At 43.8% G+C, this 21,061-nt stretch carries 17 protein-coding genes; 12 read left to right on the plus strand and 5 right to left on the minus strand.

What is annotated here, in order from left to right:
- Positions 1-25: 25 nt before the first annotated feature.
- Both PSF09_RS16135 and arnT read left to right on the plus strand, forming a co-directional pair.
- A complete protein-coding gene (locus tag PSF09_RS16135) occupies positions 26-1,300 on the plus strand; it encodes a bifunctional O-acetylhomoserine aminocarboxypropyltransferase/cysteine synthase (protein ID WP_272684160.1) in 1,275 nt (424 codons plus the stop codon).
- Between the two features lie 366 nt (positions 1,301-1,666).
- Positions 1,667-3,313: a lipid IV(A) 4-amino-4-deoxy-L-arabinosyltransferase gene (gene arnT / locus PSF09_RS16140; RefSeq protein WP_336298618.1), complete on the plus strand. Its 1,647-nt coding sequence runs from the start codon at positions 1,667-1,669 to the stop codon at positions 3,311-3,313.
- A 62-nt stretch (positions 3,314-3,375) separates the two neighbouring features.
- On the opposite strand, the gene PSF09_RS16145 is transcribed toward arnT, so the two are convergent.
- From PSF09_RS16145 to PSF09_RS16160, 4 genes are read right to left on the minus strand one after another with little or no spacing between them, the layout of a single operon-like run.
- Positions 3,376-3,552, minus strand: coding sequence for a hypothetical protein (locus tag PSF09_RS16145; protein ID WP_272684161.1), 177 nt, complete (start codon positions 3,550-3,552; stop codon positions 3,376-3,378).
- Entirely contained in the window at positions 3,549-6,653 is a 3,105-nt protein-coding gene (locus PSF09_RS16150) for a MexW/MexI family multidrug efflux RND transporter permease subunit (protein WP_272666273.1), read from the minus strand. The genes PSF09_RS16145 and PSF09_RS16150 overlap by 4 nt, the downstream gene beginning before the upstream one ends.
- Positions 6,654-6,663: 10 nt before the next feature.
- The gene (locus PSF09_RS16155; RefSeq protein ID WP_272666272.1) at positions 6,664-7,773 is read right to left on the minus strand and encodes an efflux RND transporter periplasmic adaptor subunit; all 1,110 of its coding nucleotides are present in this window, start codon (positions 7,771-7,773) and stop codon (positions 6,664-6,666) included.
- A gap of 12 nt (positions 7,774-7,785) precedes the next feature.
- On the minus strand, positions 7,786-8,214 hold the full coding sequence (locus PSF09_RS16160) for a DoxX family protein (protein ID WP_210839543.1): 429 nt from the start codon (positions 8,212-8,214) through the stop codon (positions 7,786-7,788).
- A 99-nt stretch (positions 8,215-8,313) separates the two neighbouring features.
- On the opposite strand from PSF09_RS16160, the gene soxR reads away from it, so the two are divergent.
- The 7 genes from soxR to PSF09_RS16195 all read left to right on the plus strand — a co-directional run bounded on the left by soxR (position 8,314) and on the right by PSF09_RS16195 (position 15,045).
- The gene (gene soxR / locus PSF09_RS16165) at positions 8,314-8,811 is read left to right on the plus strand and encodes a redox-sensitive transcriptional activator SoxR (RefSeq protein ID WP_272666270.1); all 498 of its coding nucleotides are present in this window, start codon (positions 8,314-8,316) and stop codon (positions 8,809-8,811) included.
- Positions 8,812-9,044: 233 nt separating this feature from the next.
- Positions 9,045-9,830, plus strand: coding sequence for an SDR family oxidoreductase (locus PSF09_RS16170; RefSeq protein ID WP_272666269.1), 786 nt, complete (start codon positions 9,045-9,047; stop codon positions 9,828-9,830).
- Between the two features lie 35 nt (positions 9,831-9,865).
- The gene (locus PSF09_RS16175; protein ID WP_272666268.1) at positions 9,866-11,110 is read left to right on the plus strand and encodes a styrene monooxygenase/indole monooxygenase family protein; all 1,245 of its coding nucleotides are present in this window, start codon (positions 9,866-9,868) and stop codon (positions 11,108-11,110) included.
- A gap of 16 nt (positions 11,111-11,126) precedes the next feature.
- Positions 11,127-11,663, plus strand: coding sequence for a flavin reductase family protein (locus PSF09_RS16180; RefSeq protein WP_247605438.1), 537 nt, complete (start codon positions 11,127-11,129; stop codon positions 11,661-11,663).
- A 14-nt stretch (positions 11,664-11,677) separates the two neighbouring features.
- Entirely contained in the window at positions 11,678-12,460 is a 783-nt protein-coding gene (locus tag PSF09_RS16185) for a cyclase family protein (RefSeq protein WP_272666267.1), read from the plus strand.
- Between the two features lie 3 nt (positions 12,461-12,463).
- Entirely contained in the window at positions 12,464-14,077 is a 1,614-nt protein-coding gene (locus PSF09_RS16190; protein WP_272684162.1) for a phytoene desaturase family protein, read from the plus strand.
- A 74-nt stretch (positions 14,078-14,151) separates the two neighbouring features.
- Positions 14,152-15,045: a SphA family protein gene (locus PSF09_RS16195; protein ID WP_272684163.1), complete on the plus strand. Its 894-nt coding sequence runs from the start codon at positions 14,152-14,154 to the stop codon at positions 15,043-15,045.
- A gap of 81 nt (positions 15,046-15,126) precedes the next feature.
- On the opposite strand, the gene PSF09_RS16200 is transcribed toward PSF09_RS16195, so the two are convergent.
- Positions 15,127-16,134, minus strand: a complete 1,008-nt coding sequence (locus PSF09_RS16200) for an AraC family transcriptional regulator (RefSeq protein ID WP_272666264.1) — start codon at positions 16,132-16,134, stop codon at positions 15,127-15,129.
- A 745-nt stretch (positions 16,135-16,879) separates the two neighbouring features.
- Between PSF09_RS16200 and PSF09_RS16205 the strand changes: the two genes are divergently transcribed.
- From PSF09_RS16205 to PSF09_RS16215, 3 genes are read left to right on the plus strand one after another with little or no spacing between them, the layout of a single operon-like run.
- The gene (locus PSF09_RS16205; protein WP_272666263.1) at positions 16,880-19,078 is read left to right on the plus strand and encodes an indolepyruvate ferredoxin oxidoreductase subunit alpha; all 2,199 of its coding nucleotides are present in this window, start codon (positions 16,880-16,882) and stop codon (positions 19,076-19,078) included.
- Between the two features lie 9 nt (positions 19,079-19,087).
- Complete coding sequence (locus PSF09_RS16210; RefSeq protein ID WP_272666262.1) at positions 19,088-20,617, plus strand: indolepyruvate oxidoreductase subunit beta family protein; 1,530 nt, start codon at positions 19,088-19,090, stop codon at positions 20,615-20,617.
- 10 nt (positions 20,618-20,627) lie between these two features.
- Positions 20,628-21,050, plus strand: a complete 423-nt coding sequence (locus PSF09_RS16215; RefSeq protein ID WP_272666261.1) for an acyl-CoA thioesterase — start codon at positions 20,628-20,630, stop codon at positions 21,048-21,050.
- Positions 21,051-21,061 lie beyond the last annotated feature (11 nt).

Genomic DNA, 21,061 nt, shown 5'->3' on the forward strand with positions numbered 1-21,061 from the left:
CAGTGTGTCGTAACAAGGATAACGAATGAAATTAGAAACATTATCGATTCACGCGGGCTACTCCCCTGATCCTACTACCAAGTCTGTTGCCGTACCGATTTACCAAACGACTTCTTATGCTTTTGATGACACTCAGCACGGCGCTGATCTCTTCGATTTAAAAGTCGCGGGTAATATTTACACGCGAATTATGAACCCAACGAATGATGTTCTAGAGCAACGTGTTGCTGCCCTTGAGGGGGGGGTAGCAGGGTTGGCTGTTGCTTCTGGAATGGCGGCAATTACTTATGCGATCCAAACAGTCGCACAAGCAGGTGACAACATTGTTTCCGTGGCAAAATTATATGGCGGAACATACAATTTACTTGCCCACGCTTTGCCACGCTTAGGAATTGAAACCCGTTTTGCAGAGCACGATGACTTAGCAGCACTTGAAGCGCTTATTGATAACAAGACTCGAGCCGTATTCTGTGAGTCAATTTCAAATCCAGCGGGTTTTATTGTAGATATTGCTGCACTCGCTGAAGTTGCACATCGCTATGGTGTGCCTTTGATTGTCGATAATACCGTAGCGACCCCATATTTATGCCGCCCATTTGAACATGGGGCAGATATCGTGGTTCATTCATTGACTAAGTATATTGGCGGCCATGGTACATCACTGGGTGGAATGGTTATTGATTCAGGTAAATTCCCATGGGCAGAGTACCCAGACCGTTTTTCATTATTGATAGAGCCTGACGTGGCTTATCATGGCGTAAGCTATACTGAACATTTTGGCGCCGCTGCCTTTATTGCGCGTTGCCGTGTTGCCCCACTGCGCGGAACGGGTGCCGCATTGTCACCATTTAATGCGTTTTTAATTCTACAAGGGTTAGAAACTCTCGCGTTAAGAATGGATAGACATACTGAAAATGCACTAAAAGTTGCGAATTACCTCGAAAATCATCCTCAAGTGGAATGGGTGAAATATGCAGGACTACCTAGCAACCCTGAACATGATTTAGCGCAGAAATATATGAACGGCAAGCCTGCCAGTATTATGTCGTTTGGTATTAAAGGTGGGCAAGAAGCAGGAGCTCGCTTTATTGATGCCTTGAAACTGATTGTGCGGTTGGTGAATATTGGTGATGCTAAATCACTAGCTTGCCACCCTGCATCAACGACGCATCGCCAGCTCAATGACGCAGAATTAGCACAAGCTGGGGTTTCCCGAGATATGATTCGTTTATCAATTGGTATAGAACATATCGATGATATTTTAGCCGACCTTGAACAAGCGTTAGTTGCAGCCAAATAGCTTTACTTGGCATGAATAATAACCGGTTATGGCGAATGCTCTGACCGGTTTTTGTTTATAAGTTACTGTATGTTTTTTTGTATTAATGACTAACATTAAGAGTAAGTTAATTTTTATCTTATTTTTAAATACTGAACTATTCTTTAAGTATTCAGTCTTAATCTGCGATTCTTATCTCTTTTATCGACAAAATGTAGTTTCCATTTATTAATTGTTTATATATAGCGGTATTCATACCAATTAACTTTTGACTTGTTTAAATGGGGTTTAATTGTCATAACGATAATAGCTAAATAAAATGAAAGTGCTTTTCAAATGAACTAAATAAAATTATTAAATATCAATAACAAGAATGGTTGAGATGAGATGATTATGGCAAACAATAAAGTTGCCTACCTTAAATGGTGCCTGTTATTTGGTTTTGTCCTAGTAACCTATTTTTTACCATTAAACGGTAGGTTATTGTGGCAACCGGATGAACTGCGGTATGCGGAAATTAGTCGGGAATTGATTATTAGTTATAACTGGAGCGTTCCTGAACTTTTAGATATTCGTTATTTTGAGAAGCCTATTTTTGGTTATTGGGTAGGGGCTATTTTCCAAATGTTATTTGGTGAAAATAACATTTCTGTTCGCCTTGGCGTAGTATTTAGTACATTAGTCAGTGGGCTATTTGTGTATCTCAGTGCCAAAATGGCTTGGAAAAACTCACGTCTCGCTTTCAACGCGGTGTTTATTTATCTTTCAATGTTGATGGTCTTTACCATCGGCACCTACAATATTCTTGACCCCATCGTGACAGCATTTATCACTATGGTGATTTTCTTTTTCCAATGGGGGTTAACGACAAAATACTTCTCTCATAAACTATTCGCCTTCATGATGATGGGAGTAGCCTGTGGGTTAGGCGTATTAACAAAAGGTTTTCTTGTTTTAGTGTTACCTTTGCTGGTGTGTTCAGTAACTGCCATCTACTTTAAGCAATTCAAAGAAGTGTTTGTTTTCTCTTTTGTTTCGCTATTTACTGCCTTTGTCGTGTGCTTACCTTGGGCTTTTGTCATTGCTAGTCGTGAGCCTGATTTCTGGAACTATTTCTTCTGGGTTGAGCATATTCAACGTTTTATGGCGAATAATGCGCAAAATAAATCCCCATTCTGGTTTTATATCCCTATTTTACTTGCCGCGGTATTGCCTTGGCTGGGGTACCTTTTTGGCGCACTACGCCATGCATGGCAGCAAAAAGGGGTACATATTTATTTTCTAATGTGGTTTATTGCGCCATTTGTATTTTTCAGTATCACTAAAGGAAAATTACTGACCTATATTTTGCCTTGTATTGCACCTATTGCTGTTCTTATGGCGGCCTACATTGAAAAAATTCTCACTGAGAAAAAAACACTGCCTATTCGTTTGAATGCATTGATTAACACATTAATTGGTGGCGCTATTGCTGGGGGAATTATTGTTTCTGCTTATTACCCTAAACTGAATGTGTATCAGGCCGATGAAAGTGGAAAATTATGGTTAGCTGCGGGTGCCTTTATTTTTTGGTTATTGGTTGCTTTGGTCTCTTTCAAACAACGGTTTTGGTATTTAGCCGCGGTGTGTACGGTGGCAATTAGCTTAACGGTAGGGCATGTGATCCCATCTCGTATTGCCAGTAATAATACCCCGCAAGAGGTGATTGCGAAATATCATCACCAATTAGCTGATAAATCTGTATTGTTAACCAATAATGTAGGGCTCGGTACCGCATTGGCATGGGTACTTAAACGTAGTGATATTACAATGCTTCACCAAACTGGGGAATTGGGCTACGGGCTCAAATACCCAGATGCCGCTAATCGGTTTTACAGCTTAAAACAGCTACCTGACTTATTGAAAAACTACCATTATAAAGATGTGGCGGTGGTCGTAGAAAGCTCTCAGCGTGAATTGTTGGATGCATTACCCGGCAACCCAATTATTATTCGGGAAGGTAATCTTGTTTTAGCTTTTTACGAAGGCCAATAGAGTTCTTTGTCATGTTGTTTGATAATAGCCGCCAAACCTAAATAATTTGGCGGCTATTTACATTAGCGGGTAGGCTTACCTAAGATATTCGGGGGCGAGGTGGAATGGGATTTTTCCAGGCCAGCAGGGAGACCATGATAAATTAATAGCATTGCCATGCTATTGCTCATCGCATTCACTTCCACTTCGTTGACTGTACGGTTGTTACGTTGATGACGGCTAGCTAACGTATTTCTCATTGGGACGTCTCCTCAGTTTCTTTGATTAGGCGATTCGCTTCGGCAAGCTCATAGCGCCTTGGTGTAAGTGCGGTTGCACTGTGATTACGGGCTAATAAGGTATACATGGTTGGTAAAACAAACAGGGTAAATAATGTACCAACTAACATACCGGTGACGATCACTAAACCTAAACCAAAGCGGCTATTGGCGCCGGCTCCAGTGGCGAATAGCAGCGGAACTAAACCAATCACCATTGCCGCAGTTGTCATTAATATTGGGCGTAAACGAATCTGTGCTGCTTTGAGAATGGCATGCCGTCTATCTAGCCCTTCATTGGCTTGTAATTCATTGGCAAACTCAACCATCAATATTCCGTGTTTACTGATTAAACCAATCAATGTGACTAAGCCGATTTGGGTGTAAATATTCAATGTCGCATAGCCAAGTGCTAATGGAATTAACGCACCACAAATTGAAAGTGGAACAGTAATCAAGATAATCAATGGGTCGACTAAACTTTCATATTGTGCCGCTAAGACTAAGTAAATAATGATGAGCGCCGCCATAAAGGCAAAGGCGAGGGTGTTTCCTTCTTGTTTATATTGGCGCGAATCGGATTGCCAGTCATGGCTAAAACCGGCAGGTAGCTCATTGGCAATATTATCTAAGTAGGCAACAGCTTGGCCTAATGTGACCCCAGGGGCGGGTATTGCTTGGAAAATTGCTGCATTCTGCTGATTAAATTGCGTGAGTTTATTCGGTTCAACTTGGGTATTGATATCGACCACCGTTGACAGTGGGATCATCGTCCCCGCTTCCGATTTCACATAATGGCGTGAAAGGGCTTCCGGTGTTAAGCGTTGGCTACGAATACTTTGAGGGATCACATCATAGGAGCGGCCATCCATCCCAAAGCGGTTAATATAGTTTTCTCCCACTAATAAGGTCAGTGATTCGCCGATATCTTGCATGCGAATGCCTAAGCTATTTGCTTTTGAACGGTTAATACGGACTTCTACTACAGGATTGTTATAGTCAAGGTCACTATCTACCACCATAAATAGGCCGCTTTCACGTGCTTGCTGCTTGATCTCTTCCATGGTTTTATAGAGTACGGAATAATCCTGCGGGCTTCTGAGAACCATTTGGATTGGTAAGCCCCCCGTTGAACCCGGTAAAGCGGGTAATTGGAAAACGAAAATACTGTTCCCCTCAACATCACCGACACGCCCTTGTAAGTCCCCTTGGATCTCAGATGCAGCGCGATCACGCTGTTCCCATGACGTTAAGTTAGTTCCCCCAAAGCTGGCGGAAGGGCCATCGGTCCCGTTAATAATCCAAGTACTTTCTGTTTCCGGTAATTCCATGAAAACATCATGTAACTTACGCGAAAAGCGTTCTACATACTCGAGGTTAGCGTGTTGAGGAGATTTGATTGCCGTTAATACGCTGGATTGGTCTTCCACAGGGGCCAATTCACGAGGGGCAGATTGATAAAGCAGTGGTAAGCTAATGAAGACACTAATGGCAATAACACCTGTTAACCAACGGTTTTTCAAAGAGAAATTCAATACAATGGTATAGTAATGGGCTAAGGTAGAAAAGAAGGTTTCTGCCATACGCGCCATACGCCCTTCATTCTGTTTTGAGTTCAACATAAAAGAGCTCATCACAGGGGAAAGGGTTAACGCCACAATACCGGAAACAATTACTGCACCGGCCAAGGTGAGTGCGAATTCTTTAAATAAAGCCCCTGTTAAACCCGACATGAGCCCGATTGGTGCATAAACTGCTGCCAAGGTGATTGTCATTGCGATAACTGGCCCTGCTACTTCACGAGCTCCAATTAAAGCCGCTAAAACCGGTGATTTCCCTTCTTCAATATGGCGATGGACGTTTTCGACGACCACGATAGCGTCATCGACAACCAGACCAATCGCTAATACCATGGCCAGTAACGTTAGTAAGTTAATACTAAAGCCAAATGCCATCATTAGTGCGGCTGCACCTAACATTGATAGTGGAATAGCTAAGATTGGGATGATTACGCTGCGAATTGACCCTAAACAGAGGTAAATAACAACAATAACAATCAAGAGAGCTTCAATTAATGTGCTAATAACTTGGTCAATAGACGCTTTAATAAAGCGCGAAGTTTCAAATGCCATTTCCACTTTGACACCGGGTGGCAATGTTTTGGTGATGTCTGTCATTAATTGATTCATGCCATCAACGATTACCAGTGGGTTACCCGTTGGGGTGGCAAACAACCCAAGATAAATCGCAGGCTCACCATTCATTAAACCACTGGTTTCTGTGGAAGCAGCGCCTAATTCGATGGTTCCCACATCTTTTAAACGTACTAATCCATTACCGTCGTTGCGGATCACTAAATCACGAAACTCATCGACATTCGTGAGGTCGGTATTAACATAAACATTGGAAATTACGAACTCACCTTTGACTTTGCCGGGAGCCGCTTGGTAGTTGTTTTGGCGAACCGCTTGCGCAACATCGGCCGCGGTTAGGCCTCGACCTGCTAATTTATCGGCATCAAGCCATAAACGCATCGCCAACTGTTGCCCTCCAAAGACTTGAACTTTGGCGACACCGTCAATTGAGGAATACATTGGCTCAATGACGCGAGAAATGTAATCTGTTAGGGCTGGAATGGATAGATTGGTACTGGAAAAACCGATATAAGCAACCGCAGTGGATTCCCCAGAGGAAAGCTCAATCACAGGGTCATAAGCTTCTTTAGGTAATTTATAACGAACTTGGTTCACCTTCGCCATTACTTGCGCAAGGGCTTGAGTGGAGTCTCGGTTAAGTTCCATTCGTACGGTGACAAGGCTGCTTCCTTGCACAGAAGAAGAAGACAAATAGTCGACGCCTTCTACAGAGGAAACGGCTTGGGCAATGGGTTGCGTCACAAAGCCTTGCATCAATTTAGCCGATGCACCAGGGTATTGCGTAGTAATGGTGATCGTCGAGCTTTCAAGCTGTGGATATTGGCGGATAGGCAACTTACTCAGTGCAAATAAACCAATTAATACAATCAACGCACTGACCACGAGAGCCAGAACCGGTCGGCGAACAAAAATATCAGTAAATTTCATTGCGCCTTCCTTATGAACCTTGAGCTGTGTTAGCGACAGATTCAGACAATGTATCTTGGGCAACTGGAGTGATAGCGGAGCCGTCGTTTAAGCGTAATTGCCCAGAAGTGACGACTTTATCGTTAGCACTTAAGCCGTGCTCTATTTCAATTTTGCCATCCCAACGTTGCCCCGTTTTTACGGACACTCGCTTAACAGTCATCGCATCCCCTTCACCTTGCGTAATAAACACAGTATCGCCATAGGCGGTATAAGTGACTGCGGTTTCTGGGATCGTAATGACCTCATTACTGGCTTGGCGTACCACATTCACGTTGGCGTACATCCCTGCTTTTAAGGTGCCATCACTATTTTCCAGTGTGGCTTGCAGGGCGATAGTGCGTGATTTACCAATGAGTGGATCAATGGCAGTAATACGAGCTGGAAATGTTTTATTGGGATAAGCATCAACCGTAATATCAACAATTTGCCCTTGATGCAGTTCCGGTGAGGCCTGTTCATCTAAAGAGAAATTGAGCTTTAAGGTTTGGGTATCCACCAAGCTGGCAATAGCTTCGCCGGGGTTTAAATATTGACCTTCATGGACTTGGCGAATACCTATCGTTCCGTCGAATGGCGCTCGGATCGTTTTTTGTGCAATTAATGCTTGGGTTTGACGGATTAGGCCTTGGGCAATATCACGTTCAGCACGTGTGCTATCCACTTGAGCCTCTGCCACTAAATGTTGCGCAGATAATGAACGGGTTCTTTCGTATAAGCGAGCCGCATTTCGCAACTGTGCTTGGTAACGTGATAAATCCGCTTGTTCAACGGCATCATTGAGCTGCACTAATAATTGGCCTTTTTTGACTTGTTGGCCAGATTCAAATGCAATTTTCGTAATACGGCCATTGGTTTCTGCCGCGACTAACACTTGGCTGCCAGCTTCTAACTCACCCACGCCGTAAAAGGTGCGAGGCGCGGTATCTAAGCTAACAGGAGCCAATGCCACTTTTACGGGTGGATATTGGTAAGCTGCTTGTTCGTCTTCCTCATTTTGGGCATAGGTCGAATAAATCGCGCTACCCGCCCCAACAGCGATTAAAACGGAACAAAGTGTCATTATTGTTTTTTTATTCATTAAATTTTCCTTCTATTTCTGCGCTTTTAACGCGAAATAAAGACCTCGAAAATGCCCTGCAATGGCGATAGCAATTAAGCCCCCAATAACAGCGATATGTTCAATTGCCCAAAACATCGCGATTTGAGCCTGTTCTCCCGTGTAGCTCCAAAAGGTGTGGACAACCACAATTGTGAGGAACAAAAACACGGCTAGCGCCCCAGTTCCAAGCCATAAAAGACGATTAAATAGCACAAGAGCAGAGCCAACTAACATGACAGCGGCAGAAGCAATGTTGAAAAACCAATCTGGGTGCAGACCTGCGGCGCGCATTTCGGCCAGACTATTTTCATAATCAAAAACTTTGGCTAAACCAGATGAAATAAATAAAACCAAGATGAGTAAGCGAGCAATAATCCATAAGCTATTGCTTTCTAACATTTTGGTAATCACCGATGGCATAAACCTATCCCCTTTTAAAAAGTAACCTCAATTGACAAACTAGCAGGGTGGCACTATAAAACCTTAAGTTAAGTTGAGGTCAAGCAAAGGTGAGATAAAATGGCGGACAAAGACACAAAAACGATAAAACCTCAGAAAAGCGAGGGGAAAAAAATTGATTTTACGCGGGCACTAACGGTGGGCGAAGTGGCAAAACGCTCAGGAGTACCTGTTTCTACAGTCCATTTTTATGAATCAAAGGGACTCATTCAAAGTACTCGAACTCAAGGGAATCAGCGACGATTTCACTCTGTTGTACTGCGTTATATTGCCATTATTAAAGTCGCGCAAAGTACAGGGATCCCATTACATGAAATTCAAGATGCACTAGGGCGTTTTCCTGCAAATAGTGCGCTGACTTCAGAACAATGGCAGGAGATGTCGACACAATGGCGTAAATCTTTAGATAAGCGTATTCGGCAATTGACGCGTTTACGTAATGAATTGGATAACTGTATTGGTTGCGGTTGCTTATCATTAAGTGATTGTCCATTGCGTAACCCTGATGATGTGCTTGGCCGGAAAGGCCCCGGCGCCCGTATTTTAGAACGTCCATAAGCAGTTTCATTAATTTCTGCGATTAGCCATACTTTTCATTATTTGGATAGCCACTGCCAAAAGTGGCTATTTACCTAGTTATATCATTACCTTACTATTTAAATTACCGCACAGAATGGATATTTTTTGCGCCCTTCGGCTACCGCTTTTCAGCATATTTGCGTAACTATTCGTCATGTTAATTTTTTGTAAACTCATTGTAATTGAATGGGGAGAGAAAGAGGGTGCCTAAGATGAAAGGTTTGAATAATAAAATTGCCATTGTTACCGGTGGGGCGACCAAAATTGGTGCAACCGTCGCGAAAGTATTGAGTGATTACGGTGTAAAAGTCACGATTTTTGATATTGATTCTGTGAATGGTGAAAAGGTGGCTCAAAGTGAGCCCAATATTGATTTTCTCTCTGTCGATATCACTGACGATCAACAGCTTAAACAAGGCATTGACCGTGTTGCACAAAAATATGGGCAACTCGATTTTTTAGTTAATCTGGCTGCCACTTATCTCGATGAAGGCCAGTTATCCTCAAGGCAGGATTGGCTCACTGCATTGAACATAAATGTGGTAAGTGCGGTGATGGCCGCACAGTTTGCAAAAGTACACTTTGTAAAATCGGGCAAAGGTGCCATCGTCAATTTCACCAGTATTTCCTCTTCTGTCGCGCAAACAGGCCGCTGGCTCTACCCCGCATCTAAAGCCACCATGTTGGAGGTAACTCGCAGCCAAGCAATGGATTATGCGGGTGAGGGTATTCGTGTCAATTCGGTATCTCCTGGCTGGACTTGGTCTCGAGTAATGGATGAAATCACTGGAGGTGACCGCCAAAAAACTGACCGTGTCGCTGCTGACTACCATTTATTAAAACGCGTTGGTGACCCAGAAGAAGTCGCTCAGGTTGTCGCGTTCCTACTTTCTGACTTGGCCAGTTTTGTTACTGGTGCTGATTATGCTGTTGATGGCGGTTACTCCGCTATGGGGCCTGAACAAGCTAAGCCCGCAATCCCTCGTCTTGCACAGTAAGACACCATTCTCACTATTTTTCAAAGGAAAATACTATGCGCCGTATCGCTATTGTAGGTGGTGGTCAAGCGGGTATGCCATTGGCTTTAGGTCTACTTGATAAAGGCTATGAAGTCACGGTTGCCACCAACCGCACACCAGATGATGTTAAAAATGGCCGCGTGATGTCGAGTCAGTGCATGTTCGATATTTCACTGCAATTTGAGCGTGATTTAGGGATCAATTTTTGGGAAGAAAAGTGTCCGCCAGTTGAAGGCATTGGTTTTACTGTTCCTCATCCCGAAAAAGCAGGGGAAAAAGTGATTTCTTGGCGCTCGCGTCTCGATAATTACGCCCAAGCTGTCGACCAACGTATCAAAATGCCTTACTGGATGGAATTATTCGCTGCTCGTGGGGGGAATTTACGCATTGAAGATGTTGGTATCGCAGAACTGGAACGCTTAGCGCAAACGCACGACTTAGTCGTGTTGGCTGGCGGGAAAGGGGAAATTGTGAAATTGCTTGAGCGCGATACGACCCGCTCACCTTATGACAAGCCACAACGTGCCTTAGCACTGACTTACGTGCATGGCATGTTACCAACCCCAGAATTTTCACAAGTGTCTTTCAATTTGATCCCTGGTGTAGGGGAGTATTTCGTCTTCCCATCACTGACGAATAGCGGTGATTGCCACATTATGGTGTTTGAGGGGATCCCCGGTGGGCCGATGGATCAATGGAATGAAGCGCGTACTCCACAGGAACATTTGGCTTACAGTAAAAAAATTCTCAATACCTATTTACCTTGGGAAGCTGAACGTTGTCACAACGTTGAACTAACAGATGATAATGGCATCTTAGCAGGAAGATTTGCACCAACAGTGCGAAAACCGGTGTTAACTTTGCCATCAGGTAACATTGTGTTTGGTTTAGGAGATGCACTAGTCACCAATGATCCACTGACTGGCCAAGGATCAAATAACGCGACCAAAGCCTGCAAAGTTTACTATGACGCAATCTTAGCCCGTGGTGACAAGCCCTACACTGCCGAGTGGATGAATGACACATTTGAGCAGTTCTGGAAATATGGTCGCCATGTTGTGGAATGGACCAATTCTTTACTCGCTCCACCTGAGCCGCATATTTTACATCTATTGGGTGCAGCCCAGCAGCTGCCATCCCTCGCACACACCATCGCGAATGCCTTTAATTATCCACCAATATTATTCCCTTGGTGGAAAGATGGAGCTGCCTGTGAGGCTTATATTCAATCACAAATGATTGAAGAAGCCAGAGCTTAATGGGGGAGATATCAATATGTCTATGGTTGCAGAGGATATAGCCATGTGTGATAGCGAATGGGGCCAAACTGAGTTTGAATCAAAAATATTGCGCAACCTGCTGGGATGCTACCCAACAGGCGTGGCGATTGTGACCACTCGAACTGCAGATGGGCGTGATGTTGGGTTGACTATCAACTCATTTGCTTCGTTATCACTTGATCCACCTTTAGTGCTATGGAGCTTAGTAAATCACTCACCCAATTTAGCGGTCTTTCGTGATTGTTCTCACTTTACTATCAATATTTTAGGGCATGGTCACCAAGAGCTTGCGATGCGTTTTGCGAACCCGCGCATTGAAAACAAATTTGCAGATGTGTCGATTCACCTGACACCAGAAGGTGTTCCTGCCTTGCATGGCGCTATTGCCACATTGGTGTGCGAAAACCATAAGCAAGACACGATTGGTGACCATTTATTGATGGTGGGGCATGTTCGCCGTATCGGTAGTCAAACGGGTAAGCCGTTAGTGTTCCATGGCGGTAGCTTTACTGCCCTACATGAAGCGCCTTGAGCGCGGGAGAGACTATGAACCAGCAAACATTAATGGCATTTGCTACACAATTGCAGCAAGGAAATATTCAAGTTATTGACCTGACACAAACCTTGTCTCCATCATTTCCTGCACTGCAACTGCCAGAACAATTTGGACAAGTATGGTCATTTAGCATGGAACAAATTTCTCGCTACGATGATAACGGCCCAGCATGGTATTGGAATAATTTTAGCTGTGGAGAACATACTGGCACGCATTTTGATGCGCCAATTCATTGGATTAGTGGTAAAGACCAAGTCAATAACACCGTTGATACTATTCCTGTGGAAAATTTTGTAGCACCAGCGGTCGTGGTGGATGCCAGTAAAGAAGTCGCTCAAAACTCAGATTGGGTGTTAACTGTGGAGTTTTTACAAAAGTGGGAAGAAACACATGGCAAAATACCTAAAGGGGCTTGGGTGCTTTTTAGAACGGATTGGTCGAAAAAGGCGAATGACCCAGCTGCTTATGTAAGTATGCGAGAAGATGGTGCACACACTCCAGGGCCATCTCAAGAAGCGGTAGAGTGGTTAATTCATCAGCGTGATGTCAAAGGGTTTGGTGTTGAAACCATTAATACAGATGCGGGTCAATCATACAGTTGGCCAGTACCTTATCCCTGTCACACTTTAATGCATGGCAATAATAAATATGGTCTGCAATGCTTGACGAATCTCGACAAACTGCCTGCAACAGGCATCGTGATAGTTGCTGCGCCACTTAAAATTGAAGGGGGTTCAGGTAGCCCGCTACGTGTACTCGCACTTGTGGGGTGAGGTATGACGACAAATTCGACCCCTCAAGTGATTATCGTGGGCAGTGGACTGAACTCATTGATGTGTGCCGCCTTGTTGGCGGTACGTGGAAAGTCCGTCTTGGTTCTTGAGCGAAATGACCGCTTAGGGGGCTGTATCCGCACTGAAAATTTATTTGAGGGCTATACCCACGACCTACTTTCTTGCTGGTACTCCTTATTTGTTGGCAGCCCAGGATACCAAGAATTAGAACCCTATTTAAAACAGTATGGATTAGAGTTTGCTCAGTGTGATTATTCAACGGGTTTAGTGCAACCGGATGGCCAGTCGATAGCACTGAAGCGGGATATCGGCCAAGCGGCGAAACAACTTGACCAATTGGCTCCCGGGGACGGCTTAGCATTTCGTAATATGGCTGAACAACTGTTTACGCAAGACGCAGCACTGACGTTTGGCCTATTAGGGCAAAATCCCTACAGTGCTAACATGTTGAAATTATTATTTTCAGAATGGCGAAAACGTGGGGTTGATGGCTTGCTTGATTTTGCAAAAGCGGGAATAGAAAGCTTTCGCCGTTGGTCAGAACGTGAATTACAACATGATTTTAGTCGAGCTTTGATGGCACCGTGGGTATTGCATACTGGACTGGGGCCAGACGAAGCCAGCTCTGCATTAATTGGAAAATTAACCTTTGCAGCTGTGGTCGCAGGGGGAATGCCTGTAGTGAAAGGCGGTAGTGCTCGCATTGTGGAGTCTTTTGCGCAGGTTATTGAAGCACACGGTGGTCAACTAAAAACGGGTATGCATGTTGAAAAAATTATCACTGTCGGCGAGGGAAAAAACCAACGAGCTACAGGAGTGAAAGTGAATGGGCAAATCGTCACTGCGTCTGAAAGTGTGGTTTGTAACGTCACCCCAACGCAGTTATATGGCTCATTGCTCGATAACGTTTCCTCTCAAGTAAGACAAAAAGCTAGAGGCTACCGCTATGGACGGGCGGGGATGCAAATTCATTTTGCTTTAAGCGCACCTCCTCCGTGGTGTAACCCTGAATTGCTAAATGTACCACTGGTCCATTTCACCGAAAGCATGGAACAAGTGTGTTTGTCGGTAACGCAGGCAAACAATGGCTACTTACCGGATAAACCGACATTTGGTATTGGCCAGCCCACCACGCTTGATCCCAGTCGAGCTCCTGACGGAGGGTGGATCTTATGGATCCAAATGCAGGAGCTTCCCCGAGTTTTAAAAGGGGATTCTGCTGGTGAAATTTCAATACCAGATGATGGGTGTTGGAATGAGCAAGTGCGAGAAGCTGTTGCTGACCGAATTCAGCAACGTTTGGAACTTGTTATGCCCGGCTTTTCTTCGCTTATTGTTGGCCGCAAAGCCATTTCTCCGGCAGATTTGGAAAACTATAACTGTAACCTTGTCGGCGGAGATCCTTATTCAGGGACATGTTCTCCCGATCAATTCTTCTGGTTGCGACCTTTTTCTGCGACGGGCCAAACAAAGACACATCAAACCGCAGTCAAAAATCTTTTTCATATCGGTGCTTCAACACATCCTGGTCCCGGTCTTGGTGGTGGCTCAGGTTACCTTGTTGCCCAAAAATTGGCAGTCAAACGCAGGACATAATAAATCCGCAAGGGATTTGCGACATAACAGGCAAAGCACACACAGTAAAACAATCCACTATGGCAGGAAACATGATGAAAAAAACAATAATCGGTAAGCTTGTAGCAGGTTCTTGTCTCTGCGTACTATCGTTTGGTACGATTGCCACCGAAGGCGGCGGTTTAGGGGTATACCCTGATGGGCTAGAAAACTTTATGTCAGGTGCATTGCCGCCGCAAGGGGTTCATGTACTGATGTATGGTGGAAATGCGCATTACGACAGTATTCGCGATAATAAAGGGGATAAAATCCCAGTTCCGGGGTTTAGCGTTAATGTGAACGTATTAGCGCCTCGACTGATTTGGGTGACAGACCAAAAAGTCTTTGGTGGTGACCTCGCTTTTCATACGATAGTGCCATTATTAGATGTCACTGCGAAAGCCGCTGGTAAGAAAGATACCAGTCGCGGCCTTGGTGATATTACATTTGGTCCTGCATTAGGGTTTCACCCTTCAGCCGATTTACACTATGTGTTTGGGTTAGATGCATATGCGCCTACGGGTAAATACAGCAAAACGGATCCCTCAAGCTTAGGTAAGAATTACTGGGCACTGCAGCCAGTATGGGCAATTAGCTATATTCCCCCAGTTGGTGTTAATGCTGACTTGAAAATGATGTATGACTTTAACTTTCGTAATAACGAGACTAAAACACGCTCAGGCCAAGCTTTTCATGCGGATTACGCCCTAGGTTGGGGGTTTGGTAATGGTTGGGTGGCAGGAATTGGGGGCTATGCATTTTGGCAAACGACAGATGACAGTGGGCCAAATTCAGCACAAGGGAAAGCTCGAGCTTATTCCATTGGCCCTTCAATTCGCTATGCAAACCCGCAAGGATGGTTATTTACTGCTAAATGGGAAAAGGATTTTGAAGTCAGAAACCGACCGGAAGGCTCCCAAATTTATTTGAAAGCATCGATACCTTTTTAAAACATATTTGCATATTAAAAACCCCATATTGCCTTTACATAACAATATGGGGCTATTTGTAAGAAAGATATTGTTGAGAATTTAGGCTTTTTTCATGCTTTGGCTTGGGGTCTCACCATAACGTTGTTTATATTCCGCGCTGAAACGCCCCATATGAGCAAAACCCCAACGTAAAGCGACCCCTGTGACGCTTGTGGCTTCTCCTGAAAGGAGTTCTGCTCGAACACGTTCCATTCTTAAATCGCGCAAATATTGCATGGGGCTGATATCTAAAAACTCTTTAAAACCAGCATATAAGCTACGTAAGCTGACCCCTGCGATGTGTGCAAGCTGCTCAACGGTGATTGGCTCATGGGCATGCGCTTCTAAATATTCTTGTACTCGACGTACGTGCCGGGGGCGGATTGTTGCTCTTCGCATGCCTGAATCTTCGGTATAATTATGGCCTTGGGTTGAAAGAAGTGTGACAGAAACTAATTGTTCGACCTGTGTTGTGATCAGTTTATGTTGCAAAAGATCGGGTGTACGGGTTGCACATTCAATGAGGTAATTCATTAAAGTACGCCACGCAATGCAGGACTGCCAAGCAAATCCTAATTCAAAGACTAGGGGCTTATCGAGAATATGTCCCAGCTGACCCACTAGCGATCTTTCAAGTAAAGACCGTGAAATACGTAACATGAATTGATCGTTATCGCTATTCCAACGCATTGTTGTTGATTCTTCGGGGCTGAGGAGTGACGCCATTTGCGGTGTTGATTCAATACATTTTCCGCCACTTTCGATGATTGCTGTACCTGATAGAGGCATTTGCACTAGAAAAAAATCTTGTAATTGCCCCGGTGCAATAGAAACGTCTGCACCATAGCGCAAGCGACTAAGAGAAATGTCCCCCATTGGGATGTAGTGCATACGAGCGTCAAGACGTTGATGCGGATTAAGTAAGTTAAATTGATGTGGCTTCATGACTCGGCCAACCATCGATTTAATCTCTTCAGGATCTGCTGAGGTAAATAATAAACGCTCTGAAGAACAGAGTTGGTTTTCAATCTGAGGTGCAGATGAATGGGACCATGAGTTGCTCAACATCGGAGGTACCTCCAAAATGATTTGCCAACCCTACTTTATAGAATAACCAAAAGTGGGTCTGACTAATATTGCTTATTATATGTTTTTCTCAATGAATTCAATTAATTATTATATTTTTGATGGCTTATTACCTGAGGAAGGAATGACTTCTATTTAAGTCAAATGGATTCCCTCTACTTTTGTTAACATTTTATTAATTATTTCGTAACTAACTGTGAGTTGAACATAACATAAACATATTTTCTTACCTAGATAAAAACATGCAGAAACTATCCGAAAACTGCAAGAAAATAGAAACTATGTGATTATTGTGATATCGATAACAATATAAAAAATAAAGTTATTTTTATTTTTCAATAGCAAAATATACATGATTTTTCATGTTGTATTCTATATTTACCCATCTACTTCTTATTTGATTAGATTAATATTCTAAGTAATTTATTTATGGTGATTTATTTTCCTGATTCATTTGTTTTTGTGAGATCTATTTCCTTTTGATTCATACTTTTCAGTATTTTTTATTTATTTTTATTGGGTTATTTTTGTTAAGTTATTTAGAAAGAAAACGAATTTTCTGGTTGTTTTAATTCACTATTTGTCCCCTGTCTGCAAGCCTTATCCACTCTCTGCATAAATCTAATTTACATGATTAATCATGGATTGACCTTTAATTAACAAAAGATATACAAATAAGAAACACAAAAAAGATAAAAACGTTCTGATGTTGATTGGTGAGGTTAAAATGGCTGAGCGATCGTTTGTACAAGAAGTTCAAAAATTACGGCAGGGGCAAGGTGAAACCTTTAGCGGAGAAGGGATCCTTGCTGTCACAAAAGCGTTATTAGAGTCAGGCGTATCTTATGTTGCTGGATACCAAGGTGCTCCCATCTCCCATTTGATGGATGTGCTTGCTGATGCGCAAGATATTTTATCCGAATATGGTATTCGTTTTGAAAATAGCGCAAGCGAAGCAACTGCAGCGGCAACTTTGGCAGCCTCTGTAAATTATCCACTGCGTGGCGCCGTGACGTTTAAAGCCACTGTAGGAACCAATGTCGCGTCTGATGCCTTAGCTAACTTAGCGTCTGGTGGGGTGTTAGGGGGGGCTTTAATTATTGTTGGTGAAGACTATGGTGAAGGTTCTTCTATTATGCAAGAGCGTAGCCATGCTTTTGCGATGAAATCGCAGATGTGGCTGCTTGACCCTCGTCCCAACTTGCCGTCCATCGTTCAAGCAGTGAAAGATGGCTTTGAGCTCTCTGAAGCCAGTAATACACCTGTTATGTTACAAATGCGTATTCGTTCTTGTCATGTTCATGGGCAATTTGTTTGTGCGGATAACCAACATCCAAAATTTACCGTCAAGGATGCACTCGAGAACCCAACCCGAGATGTCAGTCGCATTGTATTACCTCCCGCTAGTTTCTTACATGAAAAAGAAAAAATAGAAGCTCGCTGGCCCGCAGCAGTTAAATTTATTCAACAACATGAGTTAAATGAGTTTTTTTCCGAGGACTCGGATGATGTTGGAATTGCACTACAAGGCGGTTGTTACAACACATTGATCCGCGCATTAAATCAGCTTGGATTAGCCGATGTATTTGGTAATAGCCAAATTCCCTTATATGTGATGAATGTAGCTTATCCATTGATTGATGATGAATTTGAACGTTTTTGTCGCCATAAAAAAGCGATTTTAATCTTGGAAGAGGGGCAGCCAAATTTTGTCGAGCAAAATGTGGCGAATATTTTACGTCAACGCAAGATTGATATTGCTCTCCATGGTAAGGATATGTTGCCAATGGCGGGAGAATATAATACTGCGACAGTACTTGCGGGCTTACGCTCATTCTTTGAATGTTATGGAAAGATAGCGCCACAAGTTAAAGCGGCTGCAAAACAAATTCGTATCCCAACGATTAATATTGCCACTCAACAGCCTGATGAATCCTTACCTGAGTACGTCAATGCGGCAGAGCCGACATTAGAAGAATCTGTCCATGCTCGCCCACCAGGGTTTTGCACAGGTTGCCCTGAAAGACCTATTTTCACTGCGATGAAATTAGTGGAGCGTGAATTAGGCGAACACCATGTCAGTGCCGATATCGGCTGTCATCTATTTTCTATCTTACCGCCATTTAATTTAGGTAACACCACCATGGGATATGGGTTAGGTGGCGCAGGTGCTGCGGCCTTGAATGCAAAAGCAGGGAAGCGTGCAATTTCAGTGATGGGTGATGGCGGCTTTTGGCATAACGGTTTAACCAGTGGTATTGCCAACAGTGTTTTTAATCGTAGTGATAATTTAACAATTGTTATTGATAACAACTATACGTCTGCAACGGGAGGGCAAGATATTCTCTCGTCGACAGCGCTGAACCCAACTCGCAGCACCGGCCATGAAATTGAAAAAGCAGTAAAAGGGGTTGGGGTCAATTGGGTGAAAACCATTAAACACACCTATGACTTAAAAGCCATGACCAATACGCTACGTGAAGCCCTAACAACCGATGAGCAAGGTCCAAAAGTTCTGATTGCACAAAGCGAATGCATGTTAAACAAACAACGCCGCGAAAAGAAAAAAGTACGCAGTGATGTTGCTGCCGGTAAACGGGTGGTACGTGAGCGTTTCGGGGTCGATCCTGACACCTGCACGGGAGACCACTCTTGTATTCGTTTGTCTGGTTGTCCGTCTTTATCCATTAAACCAAGTCAAGACCCACTAAGAACAGACCCAGTTGCAACAGTGATGGATAGCTGTGTCGGCTGTGGGTTATGTGGCGAAGTCTCTCACGCTGCTGTTTTGTGCCCTTCTTTCTTTAAGGCTCAAATTATTACTAACCCGAATAGTTGGGACAAATTACGTCACCGTGTTCGTAGTTGGTTTATTGGTTATTTACAGCGTCGTGATGCACGTCGACGTGAACAATTTAGTTTTTAAGGGGGATGCATGAATTCGTTATCAACTGCATTACCATCGACAAAAGTTGCATTACAGCCGATTAAAATTGCCATTCTAGCCATGGGTGGTGAAGGTGGTGGGGTGCTTGCTGACTGGGTTGTTAACCTAGGTGAAGAAAACGGCTATTTTGCCCAAACAACTTCAGTTCCTGGTGTGGCACAGCGCACAGGGGCAACAATTTATTATGTAGAACTCTTCCCTGGGGCTGACAACCCTCAAACACCTTCACCTGTGTTAGCTCTGATGCCCATGCCTGGTGATGTAGATGTTGTATTGGCTTCTGAGTTAATGGAAGCGGGCAGAGCGGTACAGCGTGGTTTTGTTACCCCAGAGCGGACAACATTAATTAGCTCGACACATCGGGTTTACTCCATTGCTGAAAAATCAGCCATGGGTGATGGGCGAGTCGATAGCCAAGCACTGGTTCGTCATGCTGCGGCATCCGCACGCCAGTTTATTCATTTTGATATGGCGCAAGCGGCACAAGAAAGTGGCAGTGTGATTAGCGCTGTTTTATTTGGTGCATTGTTTGGCTCCGGTGTTTTGCCATTTAGCCGTGCACAATTCGAAGAAACGATTGTCCGCGGTGGTGTTGGTGTAAAGCCAAGTTTGCGAGCTTTTACATTAGGAGCCGAAAAAGCCGCGAAACCTGAAGATGCGTACCAATCTGAATCAACAAAAAGCATCGTATATTCACCAAAAAATAAACAAGTATCGCAGCTATTAGCGCGTATCCAACACGAATTTTCTCCTCATGCGCAGTATCTCGTCACTGAAGGGGTTCGCCGACTTATTGATTACCAAGATCCTGCATATGCCTCTTTGTATTTAGAACGCCTCAATAACCTCTTTGCGCAAGAGGGTGGACAAGATGAACGTTTGCAACGAGCACTTGCACGCCACTTAGCACTGTGGATGTCCTATGAAGACACCATTCGAGTTGCTGACCTTAAAATTCGTGATAGCCGCTTTGCTCGCGTTCGTAATGAAGTACAGGCAAAAGATAGCCAATTATTGGATATCAATGAATTTATGCATCCAAGAATTGAAGAGATTTGCGAAACGCTTCCCAAAAATTTGGGGCGCTGGTTAATGCGCCCACATTGGTTACACAAAGCGCTTCGCAAAATGACCGAAAAAGGGCGCACTATCACTACCAGTTCTTTATTTGGTTTTTTACAGTTGTATGTATTAGCGGCATGGCGAAAAGGCCGGCGTTCGACATTACGCTATCAACTAGAAACGCAACGTATTGAAAAATGGCTCGCCACTGTGATTGAAGCAGCGAAAGCTAACCCTGCTCTAGCAACAGAAATTACTCAGTGCCAACGGGTTGTTAAGGGCTATAGCGACACTCATGCAAGAGGATTGCGTAATTTCCAAATATTAATGGATATCGTTGTGCAGCAAGGAAGCAAATTAACACCCATTAATTTACGGGAGTTACGCGAGGCTGCGTTAGCTGATGAACACGGTAAAGAGTTAGAAAAATGCCGTCAACGTTTAGCAATGAATTAAGGACAACATCATGAGTTTACTGACATTTACTAAGCCACACAAAATCCACTTTTCGGAGTGTGACCCCGCTGGAATCGTGTTCTATCCCCAGTATTTCGTGATGTTTAATAATTTACTTGAACGTTGGGTTGATGAATTAGTTCCTCAAGGTTTTGCTGGTTACATCATGGAGCAACGCTTTGGATTGCCGACGGTACACCTAGAAGCAGAGTTCAAAGCCATTAGTAAAATGGGGGATAACGTGATGCTAGAACTGCATGTCCAACGTATTGGCCGCAAGTCTCTGACGTTACATCAACGCTGTGTTGGTATTGATAACGTATTGCGTATGCAAGTGACGCAAACCTATGTCACAACATCATTAGAAACGCATCAAGCAATCCCCATTCCCGATGCCCTGTATCAGGCATTAACCGCTCAGCAACCTGTGTAAGTAAAGGAGAA

Source organism: Providencia sp. PROV141 (genome assembly GCF_028481645.1).
Classification (GTDB): Bacteria; Pseudomonadota; Gammaproteobacteria; order Enterobacterales; family Enterobacteriaceae; genus Providencia; species Providencia rettgeri.